The sequence below is a fragment of the Actinomadura rubrisoli genome (assembly GCF_004349215.1).
GTDB classification, from domain to species: Bacteria; Actinomycetota; Actinomycetes; order Streptosporangiales; family Streptosporangiaceae; genus Spirillospora; species Spirillospora rubrisoli.
Genome location: NZ_SMKU01000045.1, coordinates 1 through 17,824, shown reverse-complemented (window position 1 = coordinate 17,824; position 17,824 = coordinate 1). Strand labels below are relative to the sequence as shown.

Annotated in this window: 17 protein-coding genes; 5 read left to right on the top strand and 12 right to left on the bottom strand. The window is 73.0% G+C overall.

The genetic code is table 11. The annotated features are described in order from the left end of the window. The first annotated feature begins 45 nt into the window (after positions 1-45). Complete coding sequence (locus tag E1298_RS12005) at positions 46-933, top strand: sigma-70 family RNA polymerase sigma factor (RefSeq protein ID WP_131892383.1); 888 nt, start codon at positions 46-48, stop codon at positions 931-933. A 67-nt stretch (positions 934-1,000) separates the two neighbouring features. After that, positions 1,001-1,219: a hypothetical protein gene (locus tag E1298_RS12000; RefSeq protein ID WP_131892381.1), complete on the top strand. Its 219-nt coding sequence runs from the start codon at positions 1,001-1,003 to the stop codon at positions 1,217-1,219. On the opposite strand, the gene E1298_RS11995 is transcribed toward E1298_RS12000, so the two are convergent. The 3 genes from E1298_RS11995 to E1298_RS11985 all read right to left on the bottom strand — a co-directional run bounded on the left by E1298_RS11995 (position 1,216) and on the right by E1298_RS11985 (position 5,439). Next, positions 1,216-3,018: an SDR family oxidoreductase gene (locus tag E1298_RS11995; protein ID WP_207944576.1), complete on the bottom strand. Its 1,803-nt coding sequence runs from the start codon at positions 3,016-3,018 to the stop codon at positions 1,216-1,218. The two genes, E1298_RS12000 and E1298_RS11995, sit on opposite strands and share 4 nt — an antisense overlap. A 140-nt stretch (positions 3,019-3,158) precedes the next feature. Next, complete coding sequence (locus tag E1298_RS11990) at positions 3,159-4,256, bottom strand: CapA family protein (RefSeq protein ID WP_243725531.1); 1,098 nt, start codon at positions 4,254-4,256, stop codon at positions 3,159-3,161. 115 nt (positions 4,257-4,371) lie between these two features. Further along, a complete protein-coding gene (locus E1298_RS11985) occupies positions 4,372-5,439 on the bottom strand; it encodes a CapA family protein (RefSeq protein WP_131892379.1) in 1,068 nt (355 codons plus the stop codon). A 253-nt stretch (positions 5,440-5,692) separates the two neighbouring features. On the opposite strand from E1298_RS11985, the gene E1298_RS11980 reads away from it, so the two are divergent. Then, positions 5,693-7,138 carry a catalase gene (locus E1298_RS11980; RefSeq protein WP_131892377.1) on the top strand — a complete coding sequence of 482 codons (1,446 nt, stop codon included), beginning with the start codon at positions 5,693-5,695 and terminating at the stop codon, positions 7,136-7,138. 62 nt (positions 7,139-7,200) lie between these two features. On the opposite strand, the gene E1298_RS11975 is transcribed toward E1298_RS11980, so the two are convergent. Genes E1298_RS11975 through E1298_RS11960 form a run of 4 tightly spaced genes read right to left on the bottom strand, consistent with a single transcriptional unit; the run spans position 7,201 to position 10,431 of the window. Then, positions 7,201-8,223: a CU044_5270 family protein gene (locus E1298_RS11975; protein ID WP_131892375.1), complete on the bottom strand. Its 1,023-nt coding sequence runs from the start codon at positions 8,221-8,223 to the stop codon at positions 7,201-7,203. After that, positions 8,220-8,852 (bottom strand): RNA polymerase sigma factor, encoded by a 633-nt coding sequence (locus tag E1298_RS11970; protein WP_131892373.1) that lies wholly within the window; start codon positions 8,850-8,852, stop codon positions 8,220-8,222. The genes E1298_RS11975 and E1298_RS11970 overlap by 4 nt, the downstream gene beginning before the upstream one ends. Positions 8,853-8,901: 49 nt before the next feature. Further along, complete coding sequence (locus tag E1298_RS11965) at positions 8,902-9,978, bottom strand: SPFH domain-containing protein (RefSeq protein WP_131892371.1); 1,077 nt, start codon at positions 9,976-9,978, stop codon at positions 8,902-8,904. Positions 9,979-9,987: 9 nt separating this feature from the next. Continuing rightward, on the bottom strand, positions 9,988-10,431 hold the full coding sequence (locus E1298_RS11960; RefSeq protein ID WP_131892369.1) for an NfeD family protein: 444 nt from the start codon (positions 10,429-10,431) through the stop codon (positions 9,988-9,990). A gap of 145 nt (positions 10,432-10,576) precedes the next feature. Here E1298_RS11960 and E1298_RS11955 point away from each other — a divergent pair, with 145 nt between their 5' ends. Beyond that, entirely contained in the window at positions 10,577-12,832 is a 2,256-nt protein-coding gene (locus E1298_RS11955; protein ID WP_131892367.1) for a molybdopterin oxidoreductase family protein, read from the top strand. 111 nt (positions 12,833-12,943) lie between these two features. Here the strand turns inward: E1298_RS11955 and E1298_RS11950 are convergent, their stop codons facing one another. Beyond that, a complete protein-coding gene (locus tag E1298_RS11950) occupies positions 12,944-13,228 on the bottom strand; it encodes a hypothetical protein (protein ID WP_131892365.1) in 285 nt (94 codons plus the stop codon). Positions 13,229-13,521: 293 nt separating this feature from the next. On the opposite strand from E1298_RS11950, the gene E1298_RS11945 reads away from it, so the two are divergent. Continuing rightward, positions 13,522-14,442 carry a Rieske (2Fe-2S) protein gene (locus E1298_RS11945; protein ID WP_131892363.1) on the top strand — a complete coding sequence of 307 codons (921 nt, stop codon included), beginning with the start codon at positions 13,522-13,524 and terminating at the stop codon, positions 14,440-14,442. Positions 14,443-14,481: 39 nt separating this feature from the next. Here E1298_RS11945 and E1298_RS11940 read toward each other — a convergent pair whose 3' ends face one another. From E1298_RS11940 to E1298_RS11925, 4 genes are all read right to left on the bottom strand, one after another. Further along, a complete protein-coding gene (locus E1298_RS11940; RefSeq protein ID WP_131892361.1) occupies positions 14,482-14,730 on the bottom strand; it encodes a hypothetical protein in 249 nt (82 codons plus the stop codon). 98 nt (positions 14,731-14,828) lie between these two features. After that, positions 14,829-15,599, bottom strand: coding sequence for a sulfite exporter TauE/SafE family protein (locus tag E1298_RS11935; RefSeq protein ID WP_131892359.1), 771 nt, complete (start codon positions 15,597-15,599; stop codon positions 14,829-14,831). A 116-nt stretch (positions 15,600-15,715) separates the two neighbouring features. After that, the gene (locus tag E1298_RS11930) at positions 15,716-16,831 is read right to left on the bottom strand and encodes an SPFH domain-containing protein (RefSeq protein WP_131892357.1); all 1,116 of its coding nucleotides are present in this window, start codon (positions 16,829-16,831) and stop codon (positions 15,716-15,718) included. 102 nt (positions 16,832-16,933) lie between these two features. Beyond that, complete coding sequence (locus E1298_RS11925) at positions 16,934-17,722, bottom strand: ABC transporter ATP-binding protein (protein WP_131892355.1); 789 nt, start codon at positions 17,720-17,722, stop codon at positions 16,934-16,936. Positions 17,723-17,824: the final 102 nt, after the last annotated feature.

Below are 17,824 nucleotides of genomic sequence, written 5' to 3'. Positions count from 1 at the left end.
TTCTCTCTCACTGGTATGACGACCCCTGGCAAGGAGAGGTGACCGATGCACGATCAGGCGGAGCTCGCCGAGCGGTTCGACCGGTCCCGAGGCCATCTGCGGGCGGTCGCGTACCGCATGCTCGGCTCGGCGGACGAGGCGGACGACGCCGTCCAGGAGACATGGCTGCGGGCCAGCCGCGCCGACACCGCCGCCGTCGCCAACATGACGGGATGGCTGACCACCATCGTCGGCCGCATCTGCCTCGACATGCTGCGCTCGCGCAAGCGCCGTCCGGAGGACCCCACCGACCTCGCCGGCCTCGAACCCTCGCTCGTCCCGCGCGACCCGGCCGACCCCGAGGACGAGGCGGTCCTGGCCGACTCCGTGGGGCTCGCGCTCCTCGTGGTCCTCGACGCGCTCGGTCCCGCCGAGCGCGTCGCGTTCGTCCTGCACGACCTGTTCGCCGTGCCGTTCGCCGAGATCGCCGAGATCGTCGGCCGGTCACCGGCCACGACGAAGAAGCTGGCGAGCCGTGCCCGCGGCCGGGTGCACGGGACGGCCGCCGTCCCCGCCGCCGACCTCGCCCGGCAGCGGAAGGTCGTGGACGCCTTCCTCGCCGCGTCGCGCGCCGGGGACCTGGACGGCCTGCTCGCGGTGCTGGCACCCGACGTCGTCCGGCGCGCGGCCCCCGCCGTGCCGGGCGGCGAGGCCGCCGAGCTGCGCGGCGCCCGCCGCCTCGCCGAGGAGACGCTCACCAACACGGCCCGCGCGCGCTTCGCCCGTCCCGTCCTGGTCGACGGGGCCCTCGGCGTCGCCGTCGCCCCGCGCGGCCGCCTGCTGCTCGTCCTCGCCCTCACGATCGAAGGCGACCGCATCGCCGCCATCGACGTCATCAGCGCCCCGGACCGCCTCCGCGAGCTGCGCCTGTCCCTTCCCCGAACGGGAGAGTGACGACCGGACGAGCCGCATCGACCCTGGTCGCTATCGGCGGACGCCCTGGCCGGGAACGATCGAAGCCATGAACGGTCCGAAGTCGTATGACGGGCTGTCCGCCCTGGTCCTCTTCCTCGGCGTCTACGAGGGCGCGCTTCCCCTCGTCGCGCGGCTGTGGGGCGGCAAGCCGCTGCTGTCCGTCCCGTCGCACATGTCCGGCCCCGCGTGGTGGATCGTCTCAGCGGCCGTCATCGTGGTGGCGTTCTGCGCCGCTTCCCCGGCTCCTAGGGACGCGGCGCCCTAGGGACGCAGGGCGCGGCGGTGCTTCAGGTCCGCGTGCAGGCGGTCGCCCGCGCGGCGGCCGAGGAGGGCGAGGGCGCGGTTGGCGGACGGGGACACGCGGGCCAGGGCGCGTCCGATGTGGGCCTCCGGGGCGACGGGCACGACCGGCCTGTCCTGGCGGACGGCCCGCAGGATCGCGCGGGCGACCTTCTCCGGCGGGTGGCCGCGCCGCTCGACCGTCCGGGCCATCCGCTCCCGCAGCTCGTCCTCCACGCCAGCCCCCGCAAGGCCGACGAAGCGCGTCCGCCGGACGCCCGGCGTGTTGATCAATCCGGGGCAGACCGCCGTCACGCCGATGCCGTGCCGGTCCAGGTCGAGGCGGAGGCACTCGCTGAGGTGGAGCACCGCGGCCTTGGCGGCGCTGTAGGCGGACAGGTCGGCGATGGGGAAGAACGCCCCCAAGGACGAGACGTTGACGATGTGGCCGCCCTCGCCCCGGTCGGCCATCTGCCGCCCGAACAGCCGGCAGCCGCGGTAGACGCCGTCCAGGTTGACGGAGCGCACGCGGGCCCAGTCGTCCTCGGACGTCTCCAGCAGCGAGCCCATGATCACGATGCCCGCGTTGTTGACCACCACGTCGGGGACGCCGAACGTGTCGCGGACATAGCCGGCGAACCGCTCCATCCCCTCGGCGTCGGCCACGTCCACCTGGTAGAGGTAGCCCTCGCCTCCGGCCACGCCGATCTCGTCCGCGGTGCGCTTGGCGGCGGCCTCGTCGACGTCCGCCGCCACGACGCGGGCCCCGGCCGCGGCGAACGCCAGGGCGGTGGCGCGGCCGATGCCGCTTCCCGCGCCGGTGACGACGACGAGGTCGCCGCCGAAGTCCCTTCCGGGCTCGCCCGCCGCGCGCGCGTGCGCGAGGGCCGCTGTCTCGGGGCCGCCATCGATGTGCTCGACGAACTCGGCGATCCAGCGGGCGACCAGGTCCGGATGGCTGCGCGCCACCCAGTGCCCGGCCGGGACGCGCCGCACGTAGAGCCGGGACACCGGGCCGCGCGCCGACAGCAGGAGCGGCTGCGACCCGTACCGGTCCTTGGTCGGGACGATCAGCTGGACGGGCACGTCCGTCCGCCCCTCCCCGGCGGGGGCGCCGCCGGGCCGAAGGTTGGCGCGGTACAGCCCGAGCCCGTTGCGGGCGTCGCGGGCCAGCGTCCCGGCGGGATGGCCGGGACGGGGCTCGGCGCCCTCCCGCAGCCGCATCCCGCGCGCGAACGCGACGGACACCAGCCGGGCCGCCAGCTCCCCGGCCCGGGGCGCCATCAGGACCGGCATGTAGACGCTGCGGCGCGCCTGCCCCAGGACGTCCGCGACGCCGCGCGGCCCGGACCGGACGGCCTCCCGGGCCCAGCGGGCCATGTGCCGCCGGTCGACCCCGGAGATCGAGGTGAACGAGGCGATGCGGCCCCGCAGCCGGTCGCCGATGACGGCCTCCCAGCCCTGCGCCGATCCCCAGTCGTGCCCGACCAGGTGGACGGGCTCGTCCGCGCCCGCGCCGTCCAGGACGGCCTGGAGGTCGCCGACGAGCGCGTCCAGCCCGTAGTCGAGCGGGTCGTCCGGGCTGGTGGAGGCGCCCGCGCCGCGCACGTCATAGGCGACGACGTGGAACCGGGCGGCGAGCAGCTCGGCGACCTCGTCCCACATCGCGCCGGTGTCGGGATACCCGTGCACGAGCACGACCGTGGGCCGGTTCCCCTCGCCGCGCTCCCGCACGGCCAGCTCGATCCCGCCCGACGTCACCCGGAAGTCCCGCACAGCGCTCACCCGTCCGCTCGTAGGTGCTCTTCCTTCGAGAACCTACGCCGCTGGGCCCCTCTGTCCAGAGGACGCGGGCCACCACGGGCGGCGGCGCGTCCAGCGTCCGGAGCGGTCCGATCGACAGGGCGTCACGCGCCTGGGCCGGCTCAGGGGCGTGCCTTGAGGCCGGTGCAGGCGCGCAGGCCGTTCCAGCGCTTGGTCTCGGCCGCCGCGGCGGTGCCCGTCAGCGGGATCGGCAGGCCGCCGGAGATGCGGGCCGGCTTCCACTTCGCGGCCGTGACCTTGCTGTCCTGGACGCGTAGGAGCAGCACGCCGGAGCTGGCCGTCTGCCCCGCCGCCGACGAGAACACGAAGTTGCCCATGCCGTAGTGCACGTACTTGCCGTCCATGTAGCCGCCGCCCAGCGGGACGTGCGCGTGGCCGCCGACGACGATGTCCGCGCCCGCCGCGACGAGCTGCTTGGCGAGCTCCTGCTGGCGCGGCAGCGGGCACGACTTGAGCTCCTGCCCCCAGTGCAGGTGGACGATCACGACGTCCGAACCCTCGCGGGCGTCCTTCACGGCCTGGACCATCCGGGGGACGTCCTTCGCGGACGCGAGGCCGCCCTTGCCGCCGGTCGCCGTCCACGCCTCGATCAGGTTGTCGTCGAGCACCTGCGTGGCGCCGACGATCGCGACCCGGTTGCCCTTCACGGTGAAGCGGCGGGCCCGGTAGGCGTCGTCCGCGTTCTTGCCGATGCCGACGACGGGGAAGCCGGTGCGCTTGATCGCCGCGAGGGTGTCGCGCAGGCCCTCCTCCATGTAGTCCATGCCGTGGTTGTTGGCCATGGACGTCACGTCCACGCCCGCGCCCTTCAGCGCCGCGAACGCCGACGCCGGGGCGCGGAAGGTGAACTCCTTGCCGGGCGCCGGCGTCCCGCCCGTGGTGATCGCCGTCTCCAGGTTGACCATGGCGAGGTCGGCGGCGCGCAGCGTCCTGGCGACCGGGCCGAGCGCGGTCTTCGGGCTCGCCAGGCGGGAGCGCAGCGAGCCCTCGAAGTGGGTGTCGCCGCCGAAGGCGATGATGATCGGCTGCTTGGGGGACGCCGTCGGCCGCCCGCCGGAGCCCTTCGCCGGGGCGGACGACGCGCCCGGCGGGGTCGCGCCCTCGGCCTTGGAGCCGCCGCCCGAGCCGCCGCCGCACGCGCCCGCGACCAGCGCCGCGACCCCGGTGACGGCCACCATCGCGACCGTGTTCCCCCGCATCGGACCTCCCTGATCGGCTCGGGCAAGCATGACACGGCCGCCGGACGCTCCGCCGATGCGCGTCACCCGCGGCCGGAACCGGGCGCCCGATGATTCACGTGAAACCCCCGGAGGATCAGGCGGCGGACGCCTTCACATCGGCGCAGCGGCGCAGGGACTCCCACTCCGCGCGGGCCTGCTGGGCGGCGGTTCCGGTCAGCGGCCGCGGGACGCCGCCGGAGATCTGCGCCGGGGCCCAGTCGGCGCGGGTCACGCGGGTCGCCTTGGCGCGCGGGTCGAACGTCAGGGTGAGGACGCCGCTCTGCGCCGTCCGCCCGGCGGAGTTGTAGAAGACGAAGTTGCCGAGGCCGTAGTGGACGTACTTGCCCTTGAGGTAGCCGCCCGCGAGGAGCACGTGCGCGTGGCTGCCGACGATCGCGTCCGCGCCGGCGTCGGCGAGCTGCGCGGCGAGCTGCCGCTGGGCGGGGGTGGCGCACGAGTTGAGCTCCTGCCCCCAGTGCAGGTCGACGATCACGACGTCGGAGTCCTCGCGGGCGTCCTTCACGGCCTGGACGAGGCGCGGCGCGTCCTTGGCGGAGGCGAGCCCGGCCTTGGCGCCCGTCGCCGTCCACGCCTGGATCAGGTTGTCGTCCAGCACCTGGGTGGCGCCGATGACCGCGACCTTCGCCCCCTTGACCGTGACCCGGTGCGGACGGAACGCCTCGCCCGTGTTCCGTCCGATGCCCACGACGGGGAACCCGGCCTGCCTCCCGGCGGCCAGCGAGTCCTGCAAGCCGGTCTCGCCGTAGTCCATGCCGTGGTTGTTCGCCATGGTCGCCACGTCCACGCCGGCGGCCTTCAAGGCCCGGAAGGCCGCGGGCGGCGCGCGGAACGTGAACTGCTTCGGGGCGGGGGTGCCGCCCGCGGTGACCGCCGTCTCCAGGTTGACCATGGCGAGGTCGGCGCGCCTCAGCTGGTCCGCGACCGGGCCGAGCGCGGTGTCGGGGGACGCGTCGAGCCGGGCGCGCAGCTCCCCCTCGAAGTGCACGTCGCCGCCGAACGCGACGGTGAACGGCTGCCCCGAGGGCTTCTCGCCGTCCGAGGCCGAGGCCAGGACGCCGCATCCGCCCGTCGCGAGCGCCACGGCCAGCATCGGGCCTGCCAGCAGGGCGGACGCCCGCCTCGTCCCACGTCCAGCTCCCATGACGTCCTCCCTGCTCGAACTTCTCAGCACACTTGGATTCGGGTGATCAAGCGGAAGTTCGCCGGACGGCCCGTCCGGTCCCGGCGGCCAGGGCGCCGGAATCTAAAGACGTACAATTCATTCTCTTGAATGCTTCGTCTTTAGGGGGATAGGTTGAGCCGCGTAGGCGACAACCACCACCACCTGGACTGCCGCCCGGCCGACGACCCCCGCGGATCCGCATCACCAACGGAGCGAGGAAGGAACCGCGCCCATGTCCTACAGGCCCACCACCACCAACGACGCCGGCAACGCCGCCCCCAGCGACGAGCATTCGCAGTCCGTCGGCCCTAACGGCCCGCTTCTGCTGCAGGACCACTACCTCATCCAGAAGATGGCGCACTTCAACCGCGAGCGCGTCCCCGAGCGGGTCGTGCACGCCAAGGGCGGCGGCGCGTTCGGCGTCCTGGAGATCACCGAGGACGTCAGCCAGTTCACCAAGGCGAAGCTGTTCCAGAAGGGCGCGCGGACCGAGTCGCTCGTGCGGTTCAGCACCGTCGCGGGCGAGCTGGGCAGCGCCGACGCCGCACGCGACCCGCGCGGCTTCGCAATGAAGTTCTACACCGAGGACGGCGTCTACGACCTCGTCGGCAACAACACGCCGATCTTCTTCGTCCGTGACCCGCAGAAGTTCTCCGACTTCATCCACTCGCAGAAGCGCCGCGCCGACAACCACCTGCGCGACCACAACATGCAGTGGGACTTCTGGTCGCTGTCGCCCGAGACGGCCCACCAGGTCACGCTCCTGATGACCGACCGCGGCACCCCGGCGAGCTGGCGGCACATCAACGGCTACGGCTCGCACACCTTCCTCTGGTACAACGCGGCGGGCGAGAAGTTCTGGGTCAAGTACCACTTCAAGACCGACCAGGGAATCAAGAACCTCACGCGCGAGGAGGCCGACGCGGCGGAGCACGACCTCCACATCCGCGACCTGTACGACGCCATCAAGCGGGGCGACCACCCGTCGTGGACCGTCCAGGTCCAGGTCATGCCGTTCGAGGACGCCGCCGACTACCGGTTCAACCCGTTCGACCTGACCAAGGTCTGGCCGCACGGCGACTACCCGCCGATCACCATCGGCAGGTGGACGCTGAACCGGAACCCGGAGAACTACTTCGCCGAGATCGAGCAGGCGGCCTTCGAGCCCTCCAACCTCGTCCCCGGCATCGGCGCGTCCCCCGACAAGATGCTGCAGGGCCGCCTGTTCTCCTACCCCGACGCCCACCGGTACCGGATCGGCCCGAACTACCTCCAGCTGCCCGTCAACCGTCCGAAGAACGAGGTGCACACCTACAACAAGGACGGCGCGATGGCCTACTACAACTCCAGCGACCCGGTGTACGCGCCGAACAGCATGGGCGGCCCCGTCGCCGACCCGGAACTGTGGAAGGACGACAGCTACGAGGTCGCGGGCGAGATCGTCCGCAGCGCCTCCACGCGGCACCGCGACGACGACGACTACGTCCAGCCCCGCGCCCTGTGGGAGAAGGTCCTGTCCGGCACCGACCGCGACCACCTGGTCGGCAACATCGTCGCGCACGCCACCGCCCCCGAGGTGACCGGCGACATGAAGAAGCGCGTCGTGGAGTACTGGCGCAACGTCCACAAGGACCTCGGTGACCGCGTCGCCAAGGGCCTGAGCGTCAACGGCTCCTGATCCGCGCCCGTAGGGGCGGCCCCGATGGCGGGGCCGCCCCTCTGTGAACCGGTACGCCCTGGTCAGCGGGGCTGCTGCCCCGCCCTGTCGGTCACCGCCATCTTGAGCTCCGCCGACGCGTACAGCACCGTGCCCTGCTTGCCCGGTGCCCTCGCCGACCCGGACGGTGACGGCGAGGCGCCCGACGGTCGCCACGTGCTCTGCAGGTCCACGACCGTCCGTTCACCCAGGAGCGCGTAGGTGCGGGCGTCGAAGATCAGCTCCTTGCGGACCTGCTGCCACGTCTGCCCGACGGCGATGCCCTTGCGCCCGGCCAGGTCGGTGACGCCGCGCGTGACGGTGACGCCGGGCAGGCGCGCCGCCGCGGCGAAGAGGAGCGACAGCGTCCTCGGCTGGACGTAGTGCTCGCGGATGGAGTCCCCCACGGTGGTGAACGCCTGGACGTCCGGCGGGTTGTCTCCGTGGGAATGCTTGTAGAGCCAGCGGCGCATGGCCTCGACGCTGTTCGGCATCCCGGTCAGGAGGGCCCCCTCGCTGCGGCAGCCGGTCGGCGGGTGGGCGAGGTCGACCCTCGGGTTGCGGCTCGTCGGATTCGCCGCGCCCTCCTGCCCCTCTGCGGAGTTCGAGCACAGCCAGGTGCTCTCTTCCTTCCGCCCGTTCTCGGAACCGCGGATGAGCCCGGCGTGCCGGCCGTCGATCGAGAGCCAGGCGCGCCGCTTTCCGGCCCCGCCCTCCTCCACCTCGGGGTCCGGGCCGGGGCGCTGGTAGTCCCTGGACTCCACGTAGAGGAACTGGTCGGGGCGCGGCTTGAGGTCGGGACGGGCAGCGGCGGCGCGGGAGGCCCGCGTGAGGACCTCCGTGGCGCCGACGTTCGTCAGCACCGGACCGTGGTCCTCCCCGCCGGCGGGGACGAGGACGACCACGGCGGCGGCCGCGGCCAGTCCCGCCGCGGCGAGGCCCCCGACTGCGAGGCGACGGCGGTGGCGCATCCCGCGCCGAGCGGGGAGTTCGCCGATCAGATGCGCGCGGAGGGCCTCGTGGCGGCCCTGCGGAAGATCCCGGCGCGGCGGGACGAGATCGTTCATGAGGTCTCCTCCGAGAAGTGCGGCGTGGGGCGTTCACCCTTCATGTGTCCGGGCACCGGACCCGGTTCCGGATCGGGTTCCGGCGGGGCGTCGCGCAGGCGCGCGCGGGCGCGGGCCAGCCGGGACCGGAGCGTGCCGACCGGGATGCCGAGCGCCTCCGCCGCCTCCGCGTAGCCGAGCCCCTCCCAGACGCACAGGACGAGCACCTCCCGATCGTGGCGCGGCAGCGTCTTGATCGAGTCCATCACCTGCCGCATGCGGCGCTCGGCGTCCAGCCGTTCCGCGGCCTCGTCCGCGCCGTCCGGCTGCGGCACCGGCGCGGGCAGCCGCGACAGCGCCTGCCGGTGCCGGCGCAGGCTCCGGCGGTGGTTGTGCAAGACGTTGGTGGCGACGCCGTACAGCCAGGGCAGCATCGACCCGGACGGCAGGGAGACGTGCGCGCGCCGCCGCCAGGTCTCCAGGAAGACCACCGAGGTGAGGTCCTCCGCCTCCGACCAGCTCGCCGTGCGCCGGAAGCAGTAGTTGTAGACCGTCCGCGCGTGCCGGTCGAAGAGCGTCCCGAAGGCCCGCTCGTCTCCGTCACGCGCCCGGCGCCACAACTCGGCGTCCGTGGGGGTTTGCGGGTTCATACCCTCCAGGTGTCCGCTCGGCGACACCGGTTCCCTGAAAAGGGCGAGCTTATCCGGACGTTGCCTGTTGCGTGTCGCCGGGCGCCAGCTCGTACGGCGGGGTGATGGCGTGCTCCTCCCCGGCGGAGAGCTCGGGCGACGCGGGCGCCTCCAGGCCGGAACGGGAGGACGAGTCGTCGGCCGGACGGCCCGAGGAGCCGGCGGGCGGACGGGCGGCGCGGCCGAGGGCCGAGGTGGCCTCGTCCAGCGAGCCGCCGAACGCCTGCGACACCGCCTGGAGCGCCGTCGTGACCTCGCTGGGGATCACCCAGAACGTGCTGCCCTGGCCCTCGGCGAGCTTCGGGAGCGTCTGAAGGTACTGGTAGGCGAGCAGCTTCGGGTCCGGGTCGGCGGCGTGGATCGAGGCGAAGACCTGCTCGATCGCCGCGGACTGGCCCTCGGCCTCCAGGATGGCCGCCCGCTTGGCGCCCTCGGCCTTGAGGATCGACGACTGCTTGTCGCCCTCCGCGGTGAGGATCTTGGACTGCCGCGCGCCCTCGGCGGTCAGGATCGCGGCGCGCTTCTCCCGCTCGGCGCGCATCTGCTTCTCCATCGCGTCCTTGATGGAGGCGGGCGGCTCGATCGCCTTGATCTCCACGCGGGTCACGCGGATGCCCCACTTGCCGGACGCGTCGTCCAGAACGCCGCGCAGCGCGGTGTTGATCCGGTCGCGGGAGGTCAGGGTGGCCTCCAGGTCCAGGGTGCCGATCACGTTGCGCAGCGTCGTCGCGGTGAGCTGCTCGATCGCCTTGATATAGTCGACGATCTCGTAGTCGGCGGCACGCGGGTCGGTGACCTGGAAGAACAGCACGGTGTCGATGTGCACGACCACGTTGTCCTCGGTGATGACGGGCTGCGCCTTGAAGGCGATCACCTGCTCGCGCAGGTCGATGAGGGACTTCACGCGGTCCACGAACGGCACGACGAAGCTGATCCCCGGTTCGAGCGTGCGGTTGTAGCGGCCCAGGCGCTCGACGTTGCGGGCCCGCGCCTGCGGGACGATCCACACCGTCCGCGTCACCGCGGTGGCCAGCACGATCACCCCCGCGATCAGGACGACGAGGACGGCGATGGCGATATCGGTCATGATGGCTCCTCACCCGTCCCGGCCGGGGACGGGGTACAGCAGGGCCGTGGCCCCCTCGATGGCGAGGACGTCGGCGGGGGTGTCCGCCGGGATGACCAGGTCGGGGTCATAGGGACGGGCCGTCCACTCCTCGCCCCCGATCCGGGCGCGACCGCCCGCGCGGCTGACCTCGGTCAGCGTGAAGGCCTCCCGCCCGACCAGCGCGGCGGTGCCGGTGCGCAGCGCGGGCGGCTGCTTGATGTGCCGGTGCGCGATCGGGCGCACCACGGCGAGGCCGGCGATCGAACCGGCCGCGAACACCGCGACCTGCGCGCCGAGCGGGAGCCCGAGCGCGCCGGTCAGCCCGGCGGCCAGCGCCGCGACGGCCAGCAGCCCGAGCGCCAGGGTCAGCGTGAGCAGCTCGGCGATCCCGAGCAGCGCCGCCAGCAGCAGCCAGGCGATCCACGGCTCCATAGCAGCTCCCTGGGGCGGCCAAAAGTCCCCTCCTTCAAAGTAACTCCGAAAATGGCGTCCGGGCTATGCCCGAACCCCCCGGGAATGGCGCCCTCGGATGGAACGCGCCATCATGGAAAACGGCCCCGCTGACAAGGAGCGTCCGATGGGCGACCGCACGGCCTTCCGCACCTGCCCCCTCTGCGAAGCCCTGTGCGGGCTGGAGCTGACCCTGGACGGCGCGGGGGTGGTGAAGCGCGTCCGCGGGGACAGGAACGACCCGTTCAGCAAGGGATTCATCTGCCCCAAGGGCGCGACGCTCGGAAGCCTGGACGGCGACCCCGACCGGCTGACCGAGGCGCTCGTCCTCGACGGCGACGCGGCTCCCGCCGCGGGCTCCCGGCCGCCGGCGCACATTCCCGCGGGCTGGGACGGCGCGTTCGAGATCGTCCGGCGGGAACTGACCCGTCTCATCGCCGAGCACGGCAAGGATTCCGTGGCCGTCTATATCGGCAACCCGACGGCCCACTCGGTGGCGGGCCCGCTCTACGCGGGCGCGATCGTCAAGGCGCTCGGCACCCGCAACTTCTACACGGCCAGCACCGCCGACCAGATGCCGAAGCACGTCAGCTGCGGGCACATGTTCGGCGACCCCCTGGCCATCCCCGTACCGGACCTGGACCGCACCGACCATCTGCTGATGCTCGGCGCCAACCCGCTGGAGTCCAACGGAAGCCTCTGCTCGGCGCCCGACTTCCCTGGACGGCTCAAGGCCATCCAGGCGCGCGGGGGCAAGGTCACGGTGGTCGACCCGCGCCGGACCCGCACGGCCGCCCTCGCCGACGAGCACCTGTTCATCCGTCCGGGCACGGACGCGTACCTGCTCATCGCGCTCGTCCACACGCTGTTCGCCGAGGACCTGGCCACCACCGCCGAGCACCTCGCCGGACGCGTCAACGGCCTGGACGACCTGCGCGCCCTCGCCGTCGACTTCCCTCCGGAGCGCGTCGCCTCCGTCACCGGCATCCCCGCCGCGGTCATCCGGCGCACGGCCCGCGAGCTGGCCGCAGCCGGACGCGCCGCCGTCTACGGGCGCATCGGCACCTGTACCCAGGCGTACGGGACGCTCAACAGCTGGCTCGTGGACGTCCTCAACGTCCTGACCGGGAACCTCGACCGTCCGGGCGGCGCGATGTTCCCGCGTCCCGCGCACGCGCCCGTGTACCGGCGCAAGAGGCCGTTCACGACCGGGCGCTGGCGCAGCCGCGTCCGCGGGCTCCCCGAGGTCAACGGCGAGCTTCCCGTCGCCACGCTCGCCGACGAGATCGAGACGCCCGGCGAGGGGCGGATCCGGGCGCTGATCACCATCGGCGGGAACCCGGTGCTGTCGGCCCCGAACGGCGAGCGGCTCGACCGCGCGCTCGCCGGGCTCGACTTCATGGTGAGCGTCGACCCGTACCTGAACGAGACGACCCGGCACGCGCACGTGATCCTGCCGCCGCCGCGCCCGGCGCAGACGCCGCACTACGACCTCGCGCTGCTGGGCCTCGCCGTCCGGAACTACGCGCGCTACTCGCCGCCGATCGTGCCGCCGGCGGACGGCCGTCCGAGCGAGGCGGAGCTGCTCGCCCGGCTCGCCATGATCACTTCTGGAGCGGGCAGCGACCCGGCCGCGCTCGACGAGATGATCATCAGGACGACGCTGGAGAAGGCCACCGCGCTGGAGGCGTCGCCGGTGCACGGCCGGGAGCCGGACGAGCTGCGCAAGATGCTCGACACCGGCACCCTCACCGAGCAGCGCCTCGACATGATGCTCCGGCTCGGCCCCTACGGCGACGGGTTCGGCGCCGATCCGTCCGGCCTCACCCTGACCAGGCTCCGCACCGAGCACGCGCACGGCGTCGACCTCGGTGCCCTCGACCCCAGGCTGGACGAGGTCCTGTGCACCACGTCCGGCCGCGTCGAGCTGTGCCCGCCCACGTTCGCCGCCGACGTCGACCGGCTCCACTCCGCCCTCGCCGACACCGCCCCCACCGGCCTCGTGCTCATCGGCCGCCGCCACCTGCGCTCCAACAACAGCTGGCTGCACAACGTCCCCGAACTGGTGCGCGGCTCCAACACCTGCACGCTCCAGCTCAACCCCGCCGACGCCGCCCGCCTCGGCATCGCCGCGGGCGACACCGTGCGGGTCGTGTCGCGGACGGGCGCCGTCGAGGCCGTCGCCGAGCCGACCGACACCGTCATGGCGGGCGTCGTCAGCCTCCCGCACGGCTGGGGCCACGACCGCCCCGGCACCCGCACGGGCGTCGCCGCGAAGCACGCCGGGGTGAACGTCAACGCCGTCACCGACGAGATGCGGATCGACCCCCTGTCGGGCAACGCCGTCTTCAACGGCGTCCCGGTGACCCTCGAACCGCTGTGACCTTCGAACCGCTGTGACCCCCGAACCGCTGCGACTTCCGAACCGCTGCGACTTCCGAACCACGGGCGGCGGCCGTGCTGAGGCCCGCGGGCGGTGGCCGGGTGCGGCCGCTCAGGCGCAGGCGGTGCCGGGCAGGGCCGCCGCGGGCTCGGCGCGGTGGGCGAGGTCGTTCTCCGCGCCGATGGCGGAGCACAGCTCGGTGAAGGTGTCGGCGTCGACGATCAGACGGCACCCGGCGCGCAGCTGCCCGATCGTGAGCGCGGCGGCCGCCGTGCGGTAGGCCCACCAGCGGAAGGTGCCGCTGCGCCACGCGGCCCAGCCGGGGAACCGCAGCCCGACCTCCGCGATCAGCGACGCGTCGGAGCGGATGACGGTGGAGAGGGCGGCCGTTCCCATGGCATCGTCCATCTGCTCGGCCCGTCCGGTCGTGTGCAGTTCTCCTCACTCTAAGCGAAGGCGCCGCTCCGCAGAAGACACTGCCGGACGCCGCCGGAGCCCGGCGCCGGAAGATCACGGGGTTTAGGGGTCCTACCTGCAGGTAGGTACGCGGGAGGCCGGTCAGGCCGGTGCCGTACCGCCGGGAGGCCGTCCCCCGGGTGGCCGCCGGTGAACACGAAGACTAGTGTCGCAACGAGAGTCCCATTACGGCCGTCTGTTTCGGAACCGGATGCACGCACCTGAGGAGGGACATGAACCGACGGGCGAGCAATATCTTCCGGCGCGTGTCCGGGCCGCAGGCGTCGCAGCGTCTGGTGGACACGGCCGAGGGCCTGGAGCACGCCCAGGGCCTCGACCGCACGATCCGCGTGATCTCCAAGGCCGTGCGGCGGACGCTGCGCCCCGGGCCGGTCAAGGACGCGCTGCACGGCGTCCCGATCGGGCACCCCGCGCACCCGCCGCTGACGGACGTGCCGATGGGCTGCTGGATGTCGGCCGCCGTCCTCGACCTGATCCCGGGGACGCGGCGCGCCTCGCGGGTCCTGGTGGCCGCCGGGCTCGCGGGCGCCGTCCCGACCGCGCTCACCGGCCTCGCCGACTGGTCGGCCCTGCACCGCGAGCAGCAGCGGGTCGGGCTCGTCCACGCCGCCGGGACGGCCACCGCGAGCGTGCTCTACTCGGCGTCCCTCGTGGCCCGCTACCAGGGCCGGGACTCCGCCGGGCGGGCGCTCGGGTTCGCCGGCCTCAGCGCGCTGCTGGCTGGTGGCTACCTGGGCGGGCACCTGGCGTTCCGGCAGGCCGCGGGCGCCAGCCACGCCGACCAGGTCGCGCACCTGGTCGGGCTCGGCTGGCACGACCTGTGCCCCGCGTCCGAACTGCCGGACGGGTGGCCCGTGCACCGCCGCCTCGGCTACATCAGCCTGTTCGTCCTGCGGACCGGCGACGACATCCACGTCCTCGCCGACCGCTGCAGCCACCTCGCCGGGCCCCTGCACCAGGGCCGCGTCGTCACCGACGACAACGCCGACGTCTGCGTCGTCTGCCCCTGGCACGGCAGCACGTTCCGGGTGCGGGACGGCTCGGTCGTGCACGGCCCCGCCACCGGCCGCCAGCCCTCCTTCGAGACGCGGGTCACCGATGACGGCCTGGTCCAGGTCCGCCCCATCGCCTGAACCCCTGGGGGCCGCTCCGGTCGGCTCGGGTCTCTCCGGTCAGCTCGAATCGGTCTCGTCGGGGCGGGCCTCGTCCGCGATGGGGTACTCCACGAGGGCCAGCACGCGGCTGGCCATGAACCGTGCCGTCCGGACGGCGGTGCCCGTCCGGGTGACCTCGCTGACCTCCACGACCCCGCGGCGGGTCGCCACCTCCACGCGGCGGCCGGCCCGGCTCGCGACGACCTCGTACGCCCGCGTCCCCTCGCCCCCGGCGTCGATGACGATCTCCACCCTGTCGCCCTTCATCGGCGCGACCCTCTCTGTCGAACGTATATTCGACTTATACCCAGAACCGGGCACCGGCAACCCTTCCCTGGGCCGCCCGGACGCGCCGAAACCGCTGGTCAGAGCAGCAAATTCGCGATGGCGACGAGGCCCACCGCCACGATCACCCCGCGCAGCACCAGCGGCGGGATCCGCCGTCCGACCCGGGCCCCGATCAGCCCGCCGACGATGGAGCCGGCGGCGATCAGCAGCACCGCCCACCAGTCGATCCGCGTGTCCGAGAAGATCGACATCGCGATGAACAGCAGCCCCGCCGAGCCGTTCACGACAGCCGACAGGACGTTCTTGGCCGCGTTGACCCGCTGCAGGTCGTCGTCCAGCGCGATGCCGAGCAGCGCGATCAGCACGATGCCCTGCGCGGCGCCGAAGTAGCCGCCGTACACGCCCGCGAGCAGGACCCCCGCCCACAGCCACGGACCGCCGTGCGCGCGGCCCTCTCCCTCGCGCCGCCGCAGCATCCAGCGCTGGAGGCGGGGCTGGACCACCACGAGCACCAGCGCGACCACGATCAGCGCGGGGACGATGAACTTGAACGCCTCGGCGGGCAGGCCGAGCAGCAGCAGGCTGCCGACGATCGCGCCGACCACCGAGGCGCTGCCGAGCCGCAGCAGCCGCTCCCGCTGCCCCTTCAGCTCCTCGCGGTAGCCGTACGCGCCGGTCACCGTGCCCGGGACGAGCCCGATGTTGTTCGAGACGTTGGCCACCACCGGCACGTACCCGAGGGCCAGCAGCGTCGGGAAGGTGATCAGGGTGCCGGAGCCCACGATCGTGTTGATGCCTCCGGCGGCGATCCCCGCCGCGAACACCGCGAGCGCGTCCAGCACGTTCAAGTCCGGCCCATCCCAGCTCTACGAGATCTTCATGGCGCTCCCGATCGTAGAGACTCCGCAGCTCACGCCCGAACCCCGGGGCTCTGGGACCGCGAGAGGGAGGCCCGGACCCGTGGTCAGCGGGCGAAGGGACGGTAATCCTCGTCGTCCCTCGGCCGGCCGTTGGCGTCCAGGTCGTCGCGCAGGACGCCCGTGTCGTCGCTTTCCGGGACGGGTTCCGGGCGCGGCGAGGGAACGGCGTCGCGCTCGGCCTGCGCGGCGGCCGCGCTGGCCGCTCCGGCCGCTCCGGCCGCACCAGCGGCTCCAGCGGCTCCGGCGGCTCCGGCGGCTCCGGCCGCGCCGAAGAAGCCGCCGAGCCCCTCCAGCACCTTGCCCATCTCGCTCGGGACGACCCACACCGTGTTCGCACCGCCCTCGGCGATCTTCGGGAGGGTCTGCAGGTACTGGTAGGCGAGCAGCCGCTGGTCGGGCTTGCCCTCGTGGATCGCCTTGAACACCGTCGCGATGGCCTGGGCCTGCCCCCGCGCCCGCGCGGCCTGCGCCTTCGCGTCCGCCTCGGCCGACAGCACCGCCGCCTCCGCCTCCCCGCGCGCCCGCAGGACGGACGAGGTCCGCTCGCCCTCGGCGGTCAGGATCGCCGACTGCTTCTGCCCCTCGGCGGTCAGGATCGAGGCGCGCTTGTCGCGGTCGGCGCGGGTCTGCTTCTCCATCGCGTCCTTGATGGAGTCGGGCGGGTCCACGGCCTTCAGCTCGACCCGGTTGACGCGGATCCCCCACTTGCCGGTCGCCTCGTCCAGGACGCCGCGCAGCTCGGTGTTGATCTCCTCGCGGGAGGTGAGGGTGCGCTCCAGGTCCATGCCGCCGATGATGTTGCGCAGCGTCGTGACCGTGAGCTGCTCGATCGCGGTGAGGAAGTCGGCGACCTCGTACGTGGCGGCCTTGGCGTCGGTGACCTGGTAGTAGATGACCGTGTCGATGCTCACCACGAGGTTCTCGGACGTGATCACCGGCTGCGGGACGAACGGGACCACCTGCTCGCGCAGGTCGATCCGGGCGCGGGCCCGGTCAGCGAACGGGATCACGACGCTGAGCCCGGCGTGCAGGGTCCGGTGGTAGCGGCCGAACCGTTCGATGATGTCGGCCGTCGCCTGCGGGACGATCCGCACGGCCCGGTAGACCAGGAGCGCGCCCACCGCGACGACGATGACGGCCAGGACCAACGTGGGGGTCACACCTGGATCGTAAGTCGCGTCGCCCCTTTGGGACAGATGCGAATTTCCTTCCGACTCCCGAGCGGGCGGCGGAAAACGGGGGGAGGATCGGCGCGTGGGTGGTCAGCGGGCGGCGCGGGCGTACCAGCGGCCGCTCTGGCGCTCCACGTCCAGCGGAAGGCCGAAGCAGGCCGCCAGGTGCTCGCCCGTGAAGACCTCGTCGACCTTGCCCTGCGCGACGACCTCGCCCTTGCGCAGCAGCAGCGCGTGGGTGAAGCCCTCCGGGACCTCCTCCACATGGTGCGTGACCATCACCATCGTCGGCGCCGCGGGATCGTCGGCGAGCCGGCCGAGCCGGGCGACGAGGTCCTCACGGCCGCCGAGGTCGAGGCCCGCGGCGGGCTCGTCCAGCAGCAGGAGCTCGGGGTCGGGCATCAGCGCGCGGGCGATCTGCACCCGCTTGCGCTCGCCCTCCGACAGCGTGCTGAACCTGCGGCGGAGAAGATCGGCGCAGCCCAGCGCGTCCAGCAGCTCGACGGCGCGGGACACGTCGGTGGAGTCGTACTCCTCCCGCCAGCGGCCGAGGATCGCATACGACGCGGTCAGCACCAGGTCGATGACCTTCTCGCCGGTCGGGACCCGCTCGGCGACCGCCGAACTGGCGATGCCGATGCGGGGGCGCAGCTCGAAGACGTCGGTGCGGCCGATCTCCTCCTCCAGGACCTCGACCGAGCCCACGGTCGGGTGCAGCATCGCGGCGGCGATCTGGAGCAGGGTCGTCTTGCCCGCCCCGTTGGGACCGACGATCACCCATCGCTCGTTCTCGTTGACCGTCCATGTGACGTCGCGCAGCAGGGTGGCCCGCTCGCGCCTGACCCCGACTCCGCGGAGTTGAAGTACCTCGCCTGCCATCGCGCGCCTTCGTCCCCAATCCCGCAATCCACAGGTGGTCCGTCCTCAGGAAAGAACCTATGCGATGCCACGCGTCCATGGCCCCCCGGCTCCCCACCGAAA